General features: G+C 71.4%; 13 protein-coding genes and 2 pseudogenes. 12 read left to right on the forward strand and 3 right to left on the reverse strand.

Annotated features, from left to right (window positions below; translation table 11 throughout):
- Positions 1–14: 14 nt before the first annotated feature.
- From OG609_RS33110 to OG609_RS33140, 7 genes are all read left to right on the forward strand, one after another.
- Positions 15–1757, forward strand: a complete 1743-nt coding sequence (locus OG609_RS33110; protein ID WP_327276189.1) for an amidohydrolase — start codon at positions 15–17, stop codon at positions 1755–1757.
- On the forward strand, positions 1754–3076 hold the full coding sequence (locus tag OG609_RS33115) for an MFS transporter (protein ID WP_327276190.1): 1323 nt from the start codon (positions 1754–1756) through the stop codon (positions 3074–3076). The genes OG609_RS33110 and OG609_RS33115 overlap by 4 nt, the downstream gene beginning before the upstream one ends.
- A gap of 138 nt (positions 3077–3214) precedes the next feature.
- The gene (locus OG609_RS33120; protein WP_327276191.1) at positions 3215–4378 is read left to right on the forward strand and encodes a sensor histidine kinase; all 1164 of its coding nucleotides are present in this window, start codon (positions 3215–3217) and stop codon (positions 4376–4378) included.
- Positions 4379–4524: 146 nt separating this feature from the next.
- Positions 4525–5652 (forward strand): phenylalanine--tRNA ligase subunit alpha, encoded by a 1128-nt coding sequence (gene pheS / locus OG609_RS33125; RefSeq protein ID WP_327276192.1) that lies wholly within the window; start codon positions 4525–4527, stop codon positions 5650–5652.
- Positions 5652–8165, forward strand: coding sequence for a phenylalanine--tRNA ligase subunit beta (gene pheT, locus OG609_RS33130; RefSeq protein WP_327276193.1), 2514 nt, complete (start codon positions 5652–5654; stop codon positions 8163–8165). The genes pheS and pheT overlap by 1 nt, the downstream gene beginning before the upstream one ends.
- A gap of 350 nt (positions 8166–8515) precedes the next feature.
- Positions 8516–9865 carry a transcriptional regulator gene (locus OG609_RS33135; protein ID WP_327276194.1) on the forward strand — a complete coding sequence of 450 codons (1350 nt, stop codon included), beginning with the start codon at positions 8516–8518 and terminating at the stop codon, positions 9863–9865.
- An 87-nt stretch (positions 9866–9952) separates the two neighbouring features.
- A complete protein-coding gene (locus tag OG609_RS33140; protein WP_327276195.1) occupies positions 9953–10483 on the forward strand; it encodes an NUDIX domain-containing protein in 531 nt (176 codons plus the stop codon).
- 97 nt (positions 10484–10580) lie between these two features.
- Here OG609_RS33140 and OG609_RS33145 read toward each other — a convergent pair whose 3' ends face one another.
- On the reverse strand, positions 10581–11441 hold the full coding sequence (locus OG609_RS33145) for a 3-hydroxybutyryl-CoA dehydrogenase (RefSeq protein ID WP_327276196.1): 861 nt from the start codon (positions 11439–11441) through the stop codon (positions 10581–10583).
- A 189-nt stretch (positions 11442–11630) separates the two neighbouring features.
- On the opposite strand from OG609_RS33145, the gene OG609_RS33150 reads away from it, so the two are divergent.
- The gene (locus tag OG609_RS33150) at positions 11631–12920 is read left to right on the forward strand and encodes a glycoside hydrolase family 10 protein (protein WP_327276197.1); all 1290 of its coding nucleotides are present in this window, start codon (positions 11631–11633) and stop codon (positions 12918–12920) included.
- Between the two features lie 107 nt (positions 12921–13027).
- Here OG609_RS33150 and OG609_RS33155 read toward each other — a convergent pair whose 3' ends face one another.
- Both OG609_RS33155 and OG609_RS33160 read right to left on the reverse strand, forming a co-directional pair.
- Positions 13028–13237 (reverse strand): DUF1918 domain-containing protein, encoded by a 210-nt coding sequence (locus OG609_RS33155; protein WP_266362966.1) that lies wholly within the window; start codon positions 13235–13237, stop codon positions 13028–13030.
- An 86-nt stretch (positions 13238–13323) separates the two neighbouring features.
- Positions 13324–14262 carry a DMT family transporter gene (locus OG609_RS33160; protein ID WP_327276198.1) on the reverse strand — a complete coding sequence of 313 codons (939 nt, stop codon included), beginning with the start codon at positions 14260–14262 and terminating at the stop codon, positions 13324–13326.
- Between OG609_RS33160 and OG609_RS33165 the strand changes: the two genes are divergently transcribed.
- The 4 genes and pseudogenes from OG609_RS33165 to OG609_RS33180 form a co-directional block, all read left to right on the forward strand.
- Complete coding sequence (locus OG609_RS33165) at positions 14261–15877, forward strand: aminotransferase-like domain-containing protein (protein WP_327276199.1); 1617 nt, start codon at positions 14261–14263, stop codon at positions 15875–15877. The genes OG609_RS33160 and OG609_RS33165 overlap by 2 nt on opposite strands.
- Positions 15796–16101: pseudogene (locus OG609_RS33170) on the forward strand (GNAT family N-acetyltransferase); the annotation flags it as partial. The gene OG609_RS33165 and the pseudogene OG609_RS33170, both read left to right, overlap by 82 nt.
- Before the next feature lie 59 nt (positions 16102–16160).
- Positions 16161–16736, forward strand: a complete 576-nt coding sequence (locus tag OG609_RS33175) for a histidine phosphatase family protein (protein ID WP_327276200.1) — start codon at positions 16161–16163, stop codon at positions 16734–16736.
- A gap of 82 nt (positions 16737–16818) precedes the next feature.
- Positions 16819–17028: pseudogene (locus tag OG609_RS33180) on the forward strand (serine hydrolase); the annotation flags it as partial.
- Between the last annotated feature and the right edge of the window lie 165 nt (positions 17029–17193).

Raw genomic sequence — 17193 nt, forward strand, 5'->3', positions numbered from 1 at the left:
AAAGACCTTCGCCCGTGAAACTCGATCTGCTGGTCCGCAACGCGAACATCCTGACCCTCGACGACGCCCGGCCCACCGCCCGCACGCTCGGGGCTCTGCACGGCCGCATCGTCGGGCTCGACGAGGAGGTCGAGCACCTCCCTGCCGCACGGGTCATCGACGCGGGTGGTGCCACGGTCGTGCCCGGCTTCAACGACGCCCACTGCCACACCGCGTGGTTCGGCCTCACCCTCACCCAGCTCGACGTCTCCGGCGCACGGGCCGTCGACGAGGTGTACGACGCCGTGGCCGTGTACGCCGCCACGCTGCCCGAGGACGCCTGGGTGATCGGCGCCGGACTCGACCACAACCGCACCGGTGGGCGCTACCCGCACCGCGACGCCCTCGACCGGGCCGCGGGCGGCCGGCGGGTGTGGCTGAAGCACACCTCCGGACACGCCTGCGTCGTCAACACCCCGGTGCTGCGCCTCGCGGGCATCCTGGCCGACGGCTTCACCGACCCGGACGGCGGGGTCGTCTCCCGCGACGAGGACGGCCGGCCCGACGGACTCCTGGAGGAGACCGCCCAGCGCCTCGTGCAGCGGCATGTACTCCCGTACCCCGTGGAGACCGTCGCCGACGCTGTCGGAGCCGCCACCCGGCACTACCTCACCGAAGGCATCACCAGCTTCACCGAGGCCGGCATCGGCGGCGGCTGGATCGGCCACACCCCGGTCGAAATCGCCGCCTACCAGCTCGCCCGCGACACCGGCAGACTCCACACCCGCGCTCAGCTGATGGCCGCCTCCGACGTCCTGCACCCGCTGGTCTCGCACGCCGACGACGGCATCGGCCTCGGGCTCGACCTCGGGATGCGCACCGGCTTCGGCGACGACCGGCTCTCCCTCGGACCCGTCAAGATCTTCCTGGACGGCTCCCTGCTCGGCCGGACCGCCGCCGTCACCGAACCCTTCTGCGGCTGCCCGCACAACGAGGCAGAGGCGGCCAACCCCACCGGATACCTCCAGAACGACGCCGATGCCATGACCGAAACCGTCGTCGCCGCCCACCGCTCCGGCTGGACCGTCGCCGCCCACGCCATCGGTGACCGGGCCGTCGACCTCGCGCTCGACGCATTCGCCCGCGCTCAGCGCGAGCTCCCGCGCCCCGGCGTGCACCACCGCATCGAGCATGCCGGAGTGGTCCGCCCCGACCAGCTCGGCCGGTTCGCCGAACTCGGCGTGATCCCCGTACCGCAGCACAACTTCCTGCCGCCGTTCGGCGACGCCATGGCCGAGTCGCTCGGCGCGCAGCGCACCGCCTGGTCCTACCGGCTGCGCTCGCTGCTCGACCTCGGCCTGCCCGTACCCGGCAGCTCCGACCGGCCTGTCGCCCCCGGCGCCCCGCTGCCCGCCATCCAGGCCATGGTGCAGCGGCGCACCGGCTCGGGCGCCGTGTACGGGCCCGACGAGCGCGTCCCGGTCCTCGACGCCCTGCGCGCCTGGACCGAGGGTTCCGCCCGCGCCACCGGCTGCGGCGGCCGCAAGGGGCGCCTCGTCCCCGGGCAGCTCGCCGACCTCACGATCCTCGACGCCGACCCGCTCCGCACCGATCCGGACCGGATCGGCTCGCTCCAGGTCCTCGCGACCGTCGTCGACGGCGATCCCGTCCACGACCCGCACGGCCTCGCGGCCCAGGCCGCCACCCGCACACCCGTACAGCCCGTTCCCCCGTCCCCTCAAGGCCACCAGGCCCTCCGTCCCCAGGAGAACGTGTGAGCTCGCCCGACATCAAGGACATCCGGCGACTGCTGATAGCCGCCTTCACCGGCACCGCCCTGGAGTGGTACGACTACTTCCTCTACGGCACCGCCGCCGCCCTGGTCTTCAACCGGCTCTTCTTCCCCGAGCTGGACCCGGCCGTGGGCACCATCGCGTCCTTCGTCACCTTCGCCGTGGGCTTCGTCGCCCGACCCATCGGCGCGGCCGTCTTCGGCCACATCGGCGACCGGTACGGCCGCAAGGTCGCCCTGATCATCACCGTGGTGATGATGGGCGTCACCACCGGCTGCATCGGCCTGCTGCCCAGCTACGCCACCATCGGCATCTGGGCCCCCGCCCTCCTCGCACTCCTCCGCTTCCTGCAGGGCATCTCGGTCGGCGGTGAGTGGAGCGGCGCCATGCTGCTCACGCTGGAGCACACCCCGAAGGAGAAGCACGGCAGCTACTCCTCGATCCCGCAGCTCGGCTCGCCCGTCGGCACCCTGATCTCGTCCGGCGCGTTCGCCCTCGTCGGGATGCTGCCCGACGACTCCTTCTACTCCTGGGGCTGGCGCCTGCCGTTCCTCGCCGCGTTCCCGCTGCTCGGCTTCGCGCTCTACATGCGGCTGCGGATCGAGGAGTCGCCGGTCTTCCACGCGATGCTCGCCGACGCCGAGAAGAACGGTCCGAAGCCCGCACCGCTCATCGAGGCGTTCCGCCGCACCTGGGGCCGCATGATCATCGGCATCGGCGCGGCCCTGCTCGGCGTCGGCGGCTTCTTCCTGATGACCACGTTCATCATTTCGTACGGCACCGACGAGCTGGGCATCGACAAGTCCGTGATGCTGAACGCCACCGTCATCGGCTCGGTCGTCGAGATCGTCGTGCTCGTCGTGGCGGGGCGGATCGCCGACCGGATCGGCGCCTGGACGGTCTGTGCCATCGGCGGCCTCGTCACGATGGCCGTCGCCTTCCCGGCCTTCTGGCTCGTCGACACCGGCAAGCCCGCACTGGTCTACCTCGGGGTGGGGCTCGGGATCGGCGCACTCTCCATTCCGTACGCCCCCATCGGCGCCGTGGTCTCCGGAATGTTCCCCGAGGCGTTCCGCTACAGCGCCGTCGCGATGTCCTACAACCTCGCCGGCGTCGTGGCCGGATTCGTACCGCTGCTCGCCACCTCGCTGACCGGCGCGGCGAACGGTGCCTCGTGGGGTGCGGCCCTGCTCCTGATGGTGATCGCGGCCTGCACGGCCGCCGGATCGTTCGCCTCCGGATCGCTCATGAGGCGTGAACGGGCGGCCCGGCCGGCCGGGAACCGCGTCGAGGTCGCCGTCTGACCGACACCATGCCCCGTACCCCGCCCAACGGCGGACCGCAGCAGTGCGCCCCCGCAGGGTGTCGCTCCGTCACCGACGACTAGTAGGGTGACGAACTCGGGGGCCCACTGCACCGGTTCGAGAGGTGGGGTACGGGATATGGCTGTCGGCATGAGCAGGCCGCGCGAGACACACGCGGCCGTCGTGCGCGCCGGTGAAGGCCCCGGCACGGCGGGCGAACCGGCCGAAGGGCCGGACCTCGGACCCGTCGATGCGACCGTCGATCCCGACGACCTCCCCGACGGCCTGGTCATCGCAGACGAGACCGGCCGGGTCATCTGCTTCAACTCCGCGGCCGCCCGGATCACCGCCGTGCCCCGGGCCGCCGCTCTCGGCCGCCCCCTGGAGCACGCGCTGCCGCTGGAGGACCTCAAGGGCCGCCGCTGGTGGGCGCTGACCGATCCGTACGGCGGCCTCGCCACCCGAGTCGGTCAGCCCGAGCGCAATCTGCTGCTGCCCGGCGGCCGCGAGGTCCTGGTCTCCGCACGGTACGTACGAGAGCACCCGACCGGTCCCGTACGCCGTCTGGTGATCTCGCTGCGCGGCACCGAGGCCCGCCGCCGCACCGAACGCAGCCACGCCGAGCTGATCGCGATCGTCGCCCACGAGCTGCGCTCCCCGCTGACCTCCGTCAAGGGCTTCACCGCGACCCTCCTCGCCAAATGGGAACGGTTCACCGACGACCAGAAGCGCCTGATGCTGGAGACCGTCGACGCCGACGCGGGCCGCGTCACCCGGCTCATCGCCGAACTGCTCGACATCTCCCGGATCGACTCCGGCCGGCTGGAGCTGCGACGGCAGCCCGTGGACCTCTCCGCCGCCGTCGAACGCCACATCCAGGCCCTCACCGCGAACGGCCAGACCCCCGACCGCTTCCTCGTCCGTACCTGCCAGCCGCTGCCCGCGGTCTGGGCCGACCCGGACAAGGTCGACCAGGTGCTCGGCAACCTGCTGGAAAACGCGGTGCGCCACGGCGAGGGAACCGTCACCATTGAAGTCGCACCCGCACCCGCGAAGAGCGACGAGAAGGGAACGTCCGTCACCGTGAGCGACGAAGGCCCCGGCATCCCCGAGGAGTCGATGGGCCGTGTCTTCACCCGCTTCTGGCGGGGGAGCAAGCGCGGCGGTACGGGCCTGGGCCTCTACATCGTCAAGGGCATCGTCGAGGCGCACGGCGGCACGATCACGGTCGGCCGCGGCCCCGGCGGCGGCGCGGAATTCCGATTTATCCTGCCCGTGAGCACGCCGGCCTACCTGGCCTGAGCAGCCCACGGGCCTCCCACACATCCTGTGACCCTTAGACTCGACCTTTGGCACCTTTGCGTCCTCCAGCCGTCGAGCGGGGCCATGGGGGTCCGGGGATATCCCCCGGTAAGCGCAGTACCAGCCAATCGGAAGCACGGGAAGAGATGTCGGCACCGAACAAGTCGTACGACCCAGTCGAGGTCGAGGCACTGAAACCGGAAGAGATCGAGCGCATGCGGGACGAGGCGTTCGCCGCCTTCGCCGCCGCCGGTGACCTCGACGCGCTCGCCCAGGCGAAGACCGCGCACACCGGTGGTACCTCGCCCCTGTCGCTCGCCAACCGGGAGATCGGCGCACTGCCGCCGCAGGCCAAGGCCGAGGCGGGCAAGCGCGTGGGCCAGGCCCGCGGCGCCGTGAGCAAGGCCCTCGCCGCCCGTCAGGCGGAGCTGGAGGCCGAGCGGGACGCCCGCGTGCTGGTCGAGGAGGCGGTGGATGTCACGCTGCCCTACGACCGCACCCCGGCCGGCGCCCGCCACCCGCTGACGACCTTCATGGAGCGCGTCGCGGACGTCTTCGTGGCCATGGGCTACGAGGTCGCGGAGGGCCCCGAGGTCGAGGCGGAGTGGTTCAACTTCGACGCCCTGAACTTCGTGCCCGACCACCCGGCCCGGCAGATGCAGGACACCTTCTTCGTCCAGGGCGCCGACGGTGCCAAGAACGACGAGTCCGGTGTCGTGCTGCGCACGCACACCTCGCCGGTACAGGCCCGCACCCTGCTCGACCGTGAGCCCCCCGTCTACGTCGTCTGCCCCGGCCGCGTCTACCGCACCGACGAGCTCGACGCGACGCACACCCCGGTCTTCCACCAGATCGAGCTGCTCGCCGTCGACGAGGGCCTCACCATGGCCGACCTCAAGGGCACCCTCGACCACATGGTCCAGGCGCTCTTCGGCCCGGACATGAAGACCCGGCTCCGGCCGAACTTCTTCCCGTTCACCGAGCCGTCCGCCGAGATGGACATGGTCTGCTACGTCTGCCGCGGCGCCTCCGTCGGCAACCCGGACCGCCCCTGCCGCACCTGCGGCAGCGAGGGCTGGATCGAGCTCGGCGGCTGCGGCATGGTCAACCCCAAGGTGCTCATCGCCTGCGGTGTCGACCCCAAGAAGTACAGCGGATTCGCCTTCGGGTTCGGCATCGAACGGATGCTGATGTTCCGCCACAACGTCGAAGACATGCGAGACATGGTCGAGGGTGACGTCCGGTTCACCCGGCCGTTCGGGATGGAGATCTGATGCGCGTCCCGCTTTCCTGGCTGCGGGAGTACGTCGACCTGCCGGCGACGGAGACCGGCCGTGATGTACAGGCCAAGCTCGTCGCCGTGGGTCTGGAGGTCGAGACCGTCGAGCAGATCGGTGCCGGCCTCAAGGGCCCGCTGGTCGTCGGACAGGTACTGACCATCGAGGAGTTGGAGGGCTTCAAGAAGCCCATCCGCTTCTGCACGGTCGACGTCGGCAACGCCAACGGCACCGGCGAGCCGCAGGAGATCGTCTGCGGAGCCCGTAACTTCTCCGTCGGCGACAAGGTCGTCGTGGTCCTCCCGGGCGCCATCCTGCCCGGCGACTTCGCGATCGCCGCACGCAAGACGTACGGCAAGACCTCGCACGGCATGATCTGCTCCACCGACGAGCTCGGCATGGGCGACGACGGCACGCACGGCATCATCGTGCTGCCGCCGGAGCACGAGGTCGGCACCGACGCGATCGAGCTGCTCCAGCTCGTCGACGAGGTCCTCGACATCGCCGTCACGCCGGACCGCGGCTACTGCCTGTCCATGCGTGGCGTCGCCCGCGAGACCGCCATCGCGTACGGGCTGCCGCTGCGCGACCCGGCCCTCCTCGACGTGCCCGCGCCGAACGCGTTCGGCTACCCGGTCAAGATCGCCGACCCGATCGGCTGCGACAGATTCACCGCGCGCACCGTCGTCGGCCTGCAGCCCGAGACACGCTCCCCGATCTGGCTGCAGCGCAGGCTGCAGAAGGCCGGCATGCGCCCGATCTCGCTCGCGGTCGACATCACCAACTACGTGATGCTGGAGCTCGGCCAGCCGCTGCACGCCTACGACCGCACCCGCATCGACGGGCCGATCGGCGTGCGCCGCGCCCAGCAGGGCGAGAAGCTCACCACCCTCGACGGCACGGTCCGCGTCCTGGACGCCGAGGACCTGGTCATCACCGACAACCGCGGGCCGATCGGCCTCGCGGGTGTCATGGGCGGAGCCAACACCGAGATCGCGGACGTCCAGGAAGACACGCACAGCACCACCGAGGTCGTCATCGAGGCCGCGCACTTCGACGCGATCTCGATCGCCCGGACCGCGCGCCGCCACAAGCTGTCCTCCGAGGCGTCCAAGCGCTTCGAGCGCGGCGCCGACCCGCAGGCCGCGGCCGCCGCCGCACAACGCACCGTCGACCTGCTGGTGCTGCTCGCCGGCGGCACCGCCGAGGCCGGGGTCACCGAGGTCAGCGCCCCGTCCGCGCCCCGCACCATCACGATGTCCGCGGACCACCCCGACCGGGTGGCCGGTGTCGCCTACGGCCGCGAGACCGTCGTGCGCCGCCTCCAGCAGGTCGGCTGCGACGTCTACGGGCAGGACGAGCTCCTCGTCACCGTGCCGTCCTGGCGACCCGACCTGAGCGAGCCGAACGACCTCGCCGAAGAGGTCATCCGTCTCGAGGGCTACGAGAACCTCCCGTCCACCCTCCCGACGCCGCCGTCCGGCCGCGGGCTCACCGACCGCCAGCGGCTGCACCGCAGGATCGGCCGGGCGCTCGCCGGAGCCGGCTACGTCGAGGCGCTGAACTACCCGTTCATCGGCGACGCCGTGCTCGACCGGCTCGGGATCGACGCCGACGACGCCCGCCGCCGTACGGTCGAGCTCGTCAACCCGCTCTCCGACGAGGAGCCGGCGATGCGCACCACGCTGCTGCCGGGCCTGCTCGGCGCGCTGCGGCGCAACGACGGCCGTGGCAGCCACGACCTCGCGCTCTTCGAGACCGGCCTGGTCTTCAGGCCGACCGGCAGCGAGACGAAGGCGGTACGGCTGCCCGTCGACCGCCGTCCCACCGACGAGGAGATCGCGGGGCTCAACGCCACGCTGCCGCGTCAGCCGCGCCGCGCCGCGGTCGTCCTGGCGGGCGCCCGCGAGCAGGCCGGCTGGTGGGGCAAGGGCCGTCCGGCCGACTGGGCGGACTCCATCGAGGCCGCTCGTACGATCGCCCGTGAGGCGGGCGTCGAGGTGACCGTCCGGAGCGACCAGCACGCGCCGTGGCACCCGGGCCGCTGCGCCGCGCTGTACGTCACGGCGAACGGCGAGGAGACCCTCTTCGGGCACGCCGGTGAGCTGCACCCGCGCGTCATCAAGGAGCTCCACCTGCCGGAGCGCACCTGCGCCATGGAGGTCGAGCTCGATGTCCTGGAGCAGGCTGTCGACGGCGCGCTCCGGGCGCCCCGGATCTCCGCCTTCCCGGTGGCGACCCAGGACGTCGCGCTGATCGTCGCCGAGAGCGTCCCCGCCGCCGAGGTGGAGCAGGCGCTGCGTGCGGGCGCGGGTGAACTCCTCGAATCGCTGCGGCTGTTCGACGTCTTCACCGGCGACCAGATCGGGGCGGGCCGCAAGTCCCTGGCGTACGCGCTGCGCTTCCGCGCAGCGGACCGCACGCTGACCGTGGACGAGGCCACGGCTGCCCGCGACGCGGCGGTGGCCCTGGCCGCCGAGCGGACGGGCGCGGTACTGCGGGGCGTGTAACGCCTCATCCGGCACACATCATGAAAGAGGGGCGTATCCACTGACCGGATACGCCCCTCCTGTGCTCGCCGAGCGGCACAGAACCGCTCGCGGGCGTTGCCCGCACCGTCCGCGCCGCCACGGAGTGCCGGGCAGGTCGGCGGAGACGGACGGGGCGGGTGCGGGTCGTCGACTGTACGAGGGGGAGCAGACGACCCGGCCGCCTCTTGCGAGACGACTGATTCAACCGATCCGCGCACCGGCGCAACAGAGTGCGCGGCGGGACGGTTCGGGCATTGCGTTCACACCCCGTGTGAATCGTGCTCCACTGGTGCGACACGCCTCGGCGTGCCGAACCACCGGAGGGGCAAATGGGGGCAACGGAGCCCAACATTCTGCTGGAGGCCCTGATCGGGGAGGCGGGCGTCTCCCGGGCGGGCCTCGCCGCGCACATCAACCGGGCCGGCCGTTCCCGCGGACTGTGCCTGCGGTACGAACACACCGCGGTGGCACGCTGGTTGAAGGGGCAGCGCCCGCGCGGCCAGGTGCCGGACCTGATCTGTGAAGTGCTCGGGAACCGGCTGAACAGGTCTCTTTCGCTGGACGACATCGGCATGGCGACCCCGGGCGCCGGCACGGCCGTGCCCGGATCCACGCTCACCGGATTCGTCGAGCGGGCCACCGCGCTGTGGCGTTCCGACGACCAGCAGCGCCCGCACATACTCGCCTCGGCCGCCGTCACGGGCACCACTGCGGTGATGCCTGTCTGGGAGTGGGAGAACCCGCCGGAGGACGTCGACGTCTCCCGCAGCGGCACGACGCGGGTCTGCATGGCCGACATAGTGACCCTGCGCGCGGCCCGTGCCCACTACGAACTGATGTACCGCAGGGCAGGCGGAATCGCGACCCGTTCCCGCATCGTCGGCTTCCTCAACGCCGAGACCGCCCCGCTCCTGCGCGGCGGCTACAGCGACGCGATGGGGCGTCAACTGCACCGGGCGACGGGCGGGCTGGTGGCGGTCGCGGGCATCTGCGCCTACGACTCCGACGCGCACGGGCTCGCCCAGCGCTACTTCCACCAGGCACTGCGGCTGGCCAAGGCGAGCGGCGACCGGGGGCTCGGCGGCTATGTGATCGCCCTGCTGGTCAACCAGTCGCTGTTCCTCGCCGACTACCGGCAGTCGGTGGCCTTCGCGCAGGCGGCGCTACGGGCCGCCGGCCGGCATATCACTCCCGCGCTGGCCGCCGATCTGTACGCGATGCAGGCCAAGGCGTACGCCCACATCGGCGACGCCACAAGCGCCCTGGAGTGCATCCGGCGCGCCGAGTCGGAGGCCGGACGCATCCGGCCGGCCCATGAACCGGACGAGACGGGGTACGTCCAGCCGGGCCTGGTCGATGTGCAGGTGGCCGAGGCCCTGCTCGGCCTCGGCGATCTGCCGGGGGCCAGGGAGCACGCGGTGACGGCCGTGCGGACCCCGGCGCACGACCGGGGCCGGGTGCACCGGCTGGCCATGCTGACCCATATCGAGCTGCGTCAGGGCGAGGCCGACCGTGCGGCGGCCACGGCTGTGGAGATGGCCGAGCGGGCCAGGGGTATGGAGTCGCAACGGCTGCGCGACCGGCTGCGTGCGGTGCGCGAGGATCTGATCGCGAGCGGCTGCGCCGACGCGGGGCGGGCCGCCGAACTGATCGACGGGGCGTTGCGCGTACCGCTGTGAGTTCGCACCCGCGGGTACCGGTACGTTCCCCTCCGGTCCCGCTCCTGCTGCGATGTTGTCACCTACTTGTCGGAAGGTGGCAAAACTGTGCAGTGGACGAATCTGAACGAGCAAACCGTGTATGAGAACCGCTGGTTCCGGGTCAATCTGGCGGATGTGCTCATCCCCGACGGCCGCCATCTCGACCACTACCTCATCCGGCTCCGCCCCGTCGCAGCGGCCACCGTCGTCAACGAGGCCAACGAGGTACTGCTGCTCTGGCGGCACCGGTTCATCACCGACAGCTGGGGCTGGGAACTCGCCGCCGGCGTCGTCGAGGACGGCGAGGACATCACAGCGGCCGCCGCCCGGGAGATGGAGGAGGAGACCGGCTGGCGCCCCGGACCGCTGCGTCCGCTGCTGACCGTGGAGCCGTCGAACGGCCTCACCGACGCCCGGCACCACCTCTACTGGTCCGAGGAGGCCACCTGGACCGGCCACCCCAGCGACGACTTCGAGTCCTCGCGCCGCGAGTGGATACCGCTCAAGCTGGTGCCCGACATGATCGCCCGTGGCGAGGTCCCGGCCGCGGGCATGGTGGCAGGGCTGATGATGCTCCATCACTTACGGCTGGGGTGAAAACCCGCGGAACCGAGGCCGGGATGAAGCTCCCGGAACCATGAACGGGGCCGGCCGGGGGTTTCCCGGCCGGCCCCGTGCGGGCACGAGAGACGGATCAGGAGTACGGGTAGAAGCCCGAGCCCGTCTTGCGGCCGAGCCGGCCCGCGTCCACCATCCGCTGGAGCAGCGGGGGAGCGGCGTACAGCGGCTCCTTGAACTCCGCGTACATCGAGTCGGCGACCGAGGCCACGGTGTCCAGACCGATCAGGTCGGAGAGCTTGAGCGGGCCCATCGGGTGGGCGCAGCCGAGCTCCATGCCGTTGTCGATGTCCTCACGGCTGGCGATACCCGACTCGAACATCCGGATCGCGGAGAGGAGATACGGAATCAGCAGCGCGTTGACGACGAAGCCGGAGCGGTCCTGGGCGCGGATCGGGTGCTTGCCGAGCACGTCCTGGACCAGGGCCTCGGCGCGCTGCACCGTCTCGTCGGAGGTCGTCAGCGCGGGAATCAGCTCGACGAGCTTCTGCACCGGGGCCGGGTTGAAGAAGTGGATGCCGATGACCCGGTCCGGGCGAGAGGTCGCCACGGCCAGCTTCACGAGCGGAATGGAGGAGGTGTTCGAGGCGAGGATCGCGTCCTGCCGGGTCACCACCTGGTCGAGCACCTGGAAGATCTCGGTCTTGACCTGCTCGTTCTCCACGACGGCCTCGATGACGAGATCGCGGTCGGCGAACTCTCCGAGGTCGGTGGTGAAGCTCAGGCGAGCCAGTGTCTCGTCGCGCTCCTCCGGAGTGATCTTGCCGCGTTCGGCGGCCTTCGAGAGGGAGTTGTGCAGCCGGGTGCGGCCGATCTCCAGCGCCTCGCCGGTGGTCTCGGCCACCTTGACCTCAAGACCGCTGCGGGCGCACACCTCCGCGATACCCGCGCCCATCTGGCCACAGCCCACCACTCCGACGCGTGCAATGTCGGCCATAGAGTCCGTCACCTCGTGCCTTTCGCTGTTCTGCGTGTCGCAGGTTCCCGTCTGATTCCGGTGCCCGCCCCGACCCCCCGACGTTACTCCGCGACCTACGGGTCATCGCGGGCCGGGGCGGGCATGCTCTGCGTTACGCCCGGATACCGCGGCGACGGACGAGGACAGAGAGACGGCAGGTGCAACGAAATGCGGCAAATGGCCAGAAGAGGCTTTGTGGCAGGTGCGGCCGGGGTGGTCGCAGCGATGGTGAGCACAATCACCACGGCCGGTGATGCGGTCGCGCTCCCGTCCCGGCAGGCCGGCACCGGGCCGGCGGACACAGCGCCGCGCAAGGGTCACCATGCGGCGCGGCGCGAGTTGCGCGGCATGTGGGTCGCCACCGTCGCCAACATCGACTGGCCCTCCGCGCCCGGCCTGACGGCGGCCGCGCAGCAGGCCGAGCTGATCGCGTACCTCGACGAGGCCGTCGACCGGCGGCTGAACGCCGTGATCCTCCAGGTCCGGCCGACGGCCGACGCGCTGTGGCCCTCGCCCTACGAACCGTGGGCCCAGTACCTCACCGGGGTGCAGGGCAAGGACCCCGGCTGGGATCCGCTGGGCACGGCCGTCCGCGAGGCGCACCGCCGCGGGCTCGAACTGCATGCCTGGTTCAACCCGTACCGGGTCGCCAACCACACCGATCCGTCCCGCCTGGTCGCCACCCACCCCGCCAGGCTGCACCCCGACTGGGTCCTGCCGTACGGCGGGAAGCTCTACTACAACCCCGGAATCCCCGAGGTCCGCCGCTTCGTCCAGGACGCGATGCTCGACGCGGTCCGCCGCTACGACATCGACGCCGTGCACTGGGACGACTACTTCTACCCGTACCCGGTGGCCGGGCAGGTCTTCGACGACGACGCCACGTACGCGAAATACGGTGCGGGCTTCCCGGACAAGGCCGCCTGGCGGCGCGCCAACACCGACAAACTGGTCCGCGAGACGGCGGAGCGGATCAAGAAGATCAAGAAGAACGTCCAGTTCGGGATCAGCCCGTTCGGCGTGTGGCGCAACGCCGCGACCGACCCGCTCGGCTCCGACACGAAGGCGGGCGTGCAGACCTACGACGATCTGCACGCCGACACCCGCGGCTGGGTCCAGAAGGGCTGGATCGACTACATCTGCCCGCAGATCTACTGGAACATCGGCTTCGCCGCCGCCGACTACGCCAAGCTGCTGCCCTGGTGGGACGCGGTCGTACGGGGCACGGGCGTCGATCTGTTCGTGGGCGAGGCGCTCTACAAGGCCGGTGACCCGGCCCAGCCCGCCGCCTGGCAGGACCCGGCCGAACTCTCGCGCCACCTCGACTTCGCCGCCGCCTACGACCAGGTGCGCGGCCATGTCTACTTCTCCGGCAAGGACGTGGTCACGGACCGGATCGCAGCCATGGACCGGGTGGTGGCCGACCACTATCGCAACAGGGTGCGTCCACCCCGCTGACAGAAGAAGCGGAGTGGACGCACCGGGTGTTGTGGGCGGGCTGCCAGGAACTGGTCGGCCCGCCCGGGGCCCGGGAGGTGAAGAGCAGTGCCGTCCGCCGAAGGCCGCTACGGAGTCTCCGGCGCCTGCTTACGGACTCTGTGCTGTACGACGCTGTCGGGACCGGGCGAAATCAGGTGTTCGTGTCCGTCCTCGGAGCGGACGCGGTACGGGGGAGTGCCCCCGGCCCCGAGCACTTCGAGGATCTCTGCGACCTGGTCGTGCTGTCCCACGGTCCTGCCGTGCGTCAGCAGCCGGTCGCCCGCGTGTGCCTCCATCTGGAGTGACCTCCTCACGGGTGGCGGTCCTTGTCGACAAGTCTATGACCGAAAAGTGACTTCGCCCGGTGGGAGGTACGTGGTTCTCACCCCGGACGCCGGGCGCGCCCCGTCCGCTGGGTGGCCGCGATGCAGACGAGCACCGCGATTGCCGCCACCGGCGCCGCCGTCGAGACCTCTTCGCCGAGCAGGAGGAACGACCACACCAGTGTCAGCAGCGGCTGTGCGAGCTGCAGCTGGCTGGCCCGCGGAACCCCGATCTCCGCCATCCCGCGGTACCAGACGTACAGGCCGATGAAGGTGGACCCGGCCGCCACCCAGACCAGTCCGATCACTCCGTGCGCGGTCAGCCGCACCGGCTCCAAGGGCAATGCGATGGCCGCCCCCGCCACCGCGAGCGGCAGGGCGAGAATCAGAGCCCAGCCGACCACCTGCCAGCCCGGCATGACCCCGGCCAGCCTGCCGCCTTCGGTGTATCCCGCCGCGCACACCAGCAGCGCGCCGAACAGATACAGATCACCGCCGGACAGCGCACCACCGCTCTCCTGCACGGTGAACGCGATCACCACGGCCGCCCCGGCGAGCGCCGCGATCCAGAAGGCGCGCGGCGGCCGCGCCCCGGTCCGCAGTGAGGAGAACACCGCGGTGGTCAGCGGCAGCAGCCCCACCACGACGGCTGCGTGCGAGGTCGTCGACGTCTGCAGCGCCAGCGTCGTCAGCAGCGGGAAGCCGACCACCACACCGGCGGCGACGACGACGAGCCCGGCCCGGTGCCGGCGGTCCGGCACCGGTACACGGCCCGCCAGCAGCACACCACCCGCGATCGCGGCGGCGAGCAGGGTGCGCAGCGCCACCAGTGACCAGGGGCCGAAGCTCTCCAGGCCCCAGGCCGTGGACGGGAAGGTCAGCGAGAAGGCGACGACACCGAGCCCGGCGAGAGTCACGCCACCGCGGTTCGCCGTACCGGCCGTCGATGAGCCAACCGCTATCGTGGTTCCGGGAGTAGCGCTATCCTTAACTTTCATGCAAGAGCGTAGCAGCGTCGCTGAACTCGTTGATTCTCTCCGCGGTGAACTGAACCGCTACTCACCGGGTGGAAAGCTGCCGTCCAGTCGGGCCCTCGTGGAGCGCTTCCGGGTCAGCCCCGTCACCGTCTCCCGGGCCATTGCCCAGCTCGCCGCCGAGGGGCTCGTCGTCACCCGCCCCGGCTCCGGCGCCTTCCGGGCACAGCCCCGTACCGATGTGCCCCCGCCGGGCGACACCTCCTGGCAGGAGATCTCCCTCAGCGGCGACGGCGGCCCCGAAGCGGTGCCGCGTACCGTCGACGCCTCCGGTGTCCTCGTCACGCTCACCGCACCGCCGCCCGGCGTCATCGAGCTCAACGGCGGCTATCTCCACTCCTCGCTCCAGCCGGAGCGGGCGCTCGCCGCCGCCCTCGCCAGGGCCGGCCGCCGCCCCGGTGCCTGGGACCGCCCACCCACCGACGGTCTGACCGAACTGCGTGCCTGGTTCGCCCGGGAGGTCGGGCCCGCACTCACCGCCGCCGACGTGCTGATCACCGCGGGTGGCCAGAGCGCCCTGGCCACCGCACTGCGCGCCCTCGCCCCGCCCGGCGCCCCGGTCCTGGTCGAATCGCCCACCTACCCGGGAATGCTGGCCGCCGCCCGCGCCACCGGACTGCGGCCCGTACCGGTACCCGTCGACGCCGACGGTGTGCGACCGGAGCTGCTCGCCGCCGCGTTCCGGGCCACCGGCGCCCGCGTCTTCGTCTGCCAGCCGCTCTTCCAGAATCCGACCGGCGCGGTCCTCGCCCCCGAACGGCGTGGCGAGGTCGTGCGGATCGCCCGTGCGGCGGGAGCCTTCGTCATCGAGGACGACTTCGCCCGCCGCCTGGTCCACGACGACGCCGGGCCACTGCCCGCACCCCTGGCCGCCGTCGACGCCGACGGTGTGGTCGTCCACGTCTGCTCCCTGACCAAGGTCACCTCGCCCAGCCTGCGGGTGGGCGCGCTCGCCGCCCGCGGTCCGGTGCTGGGACGGCTGCGCGCCATCCAGATCGTCGACAGCTTCTTCGTACCCCGACCGCTCCAGGAGGCCGCGCTCGAACTGGTCGGCTCTCCGGCATGGGGTCACCATCTGCGTTCCGTATCGACCGAGCTGAGAAAGCGGCGCACCGCCATGACGACGGCCCTGCGGCAGGAGCTGCCCGCTCTCGGGCTCCCGCACATCCCCGCGGGCGGCGGCAGCCTGTGGCTGCGGCTGCCCGACGCGGAAGCCGGTACGGACGAGTCCGCGGTGGTCTCGGCGGCCCTGCGCGCGGGCGTGGCCATCGCACCCGGCCGCCCGTACTTCTGCGCCGAACCCCCTTTCCCGCAGGTCCGGTTGAGCTTCGCCGCGGTCGCCGGGGCGGCCGAGATCGCCGAAGGGGTCCGACGCCTGCGCACCGCCTGCGGCGAAGTCCTGACCGGCTTGGGGGATGACCTCCGGACGTGGCCCATATCCACCACTGGCTCTCCATCGACGCCTACTGGGCCCTCGGGCGTACCCGCGAGCACCAGGACCGCGCCATCGCCGGATCGCTCAACTTCGGCGATTACGACGTCAACTCGGGTGATCAGGTCGGCTTCGCCCGGGTGGTGACCGACCTCGCCACCTTCGCCTGGCTCTGCGATGTGTACGTCGACCGCTCGGCCCGCGGTCATGGCGTCGCCACGCAGATGGTCACCGCCGTGCGCGACCATCTGGCCCCCACCGGTATCCGCAGGTTCACGCTCGCCACCGAGGACGCCCACGAGGTCTACGAGAAGGTCGGCTTCAAGCCACTGAAGGACCCGCACAAGTGGATGTACGTCCTGCTCGGCTGAGCCGGAAACGCTTGCGAAGGCCCTTGACCCGCGTGGCGTTGGGATCCACGATCACCGCCATGACTGTTCGAGTCTCGCTCGTCGCTGCGGCGCGCAGCTCCGCACTGCTTGCCGAGCGCTTCGACGACGACCGGCCGCTCGACCACGCCGGCTGGCACGAGGTGCAGCTCGCCGCCAACGCCCTGGTTCCCCTGGGCGCCGCCGAACTGCGCTACTGCTCACCGACCCCACGCAGCCGCGCCACCGGCGAGGCGCTCGGTTACGCCCCGCTCGTCCAGCCCGCCCTGCGCGACTGCGACATGGGCCGCTGGCGCGGCTGCACCCTCGCCGATGTCACGGCATGCGAACCCGCGGCCGTCGAAGCCTGGCTCGCGGACCCGCGCTCCGCCCCGCACGGCGGTGAACCGCTGCTCGCCTTCATCTCGCGGGTAGGGGGCTGGCTGGACACCCGCCCCGCATGCGACGGCGCCATCGTCGCCGTCGCCGAACCGGCAGTCGTCCGGGCCGCCCTCGTCTATGCGCTCAAGGCCCCGCCGTCGACGTACTGGAACGTCGACGTGCGACCGCTGTCCACGGTCACGCTCACCGGTATGCCGGGCCGCTGGAGCCTCAGGCTCGAAGCGGGAGCCCGCTGAACGGCCGCCTCTCGTGGGCACATCACGTCTTCCCACCGGTCCGACCAGTCGATACGTTGCGTACCCATCGAGTCCCACAGGCATGTCCCAGGCGAGGGAGGCCACCGTGGTGCGGATCCACGGCCACTGCGACGACCGATTCTCCGCGGTACGCACCGCGTTCGAAGCGAACTTCCGGGAGCGCGACGAACTGGGCGCGGCCGTGACCGTACTGATCGGCGGAGAGCCGGTGGCCGACCTCTGGGGCGGCTGGGCCGACGCCGCCCGCACCCGCCCCTGGGAGCGGGACACCCGCGGGCCTTCGGTCACGACGGCGCGGGCGGCTCCTGCGGCCTCGCCGACCCGGAGGCCGATCTCGCCCCGGGCTACGTGATGAACCGGATGCGCCCCCGGATCTCCGACGATCCGCGCAAGACGGCCCTGATCGAGGCGGTGTACGGGGCACTGTGACCGGCCG

Source organism: Streptomyces sp. NBC_01224, from assembly GCF_036002945.1.
In the GTDB taxonomy this organism is placed as follows: Bacteria; Actinomycetota; Actinomycetes; order Streptomycetales; family Streptomycetaceae; genus Streptomyces.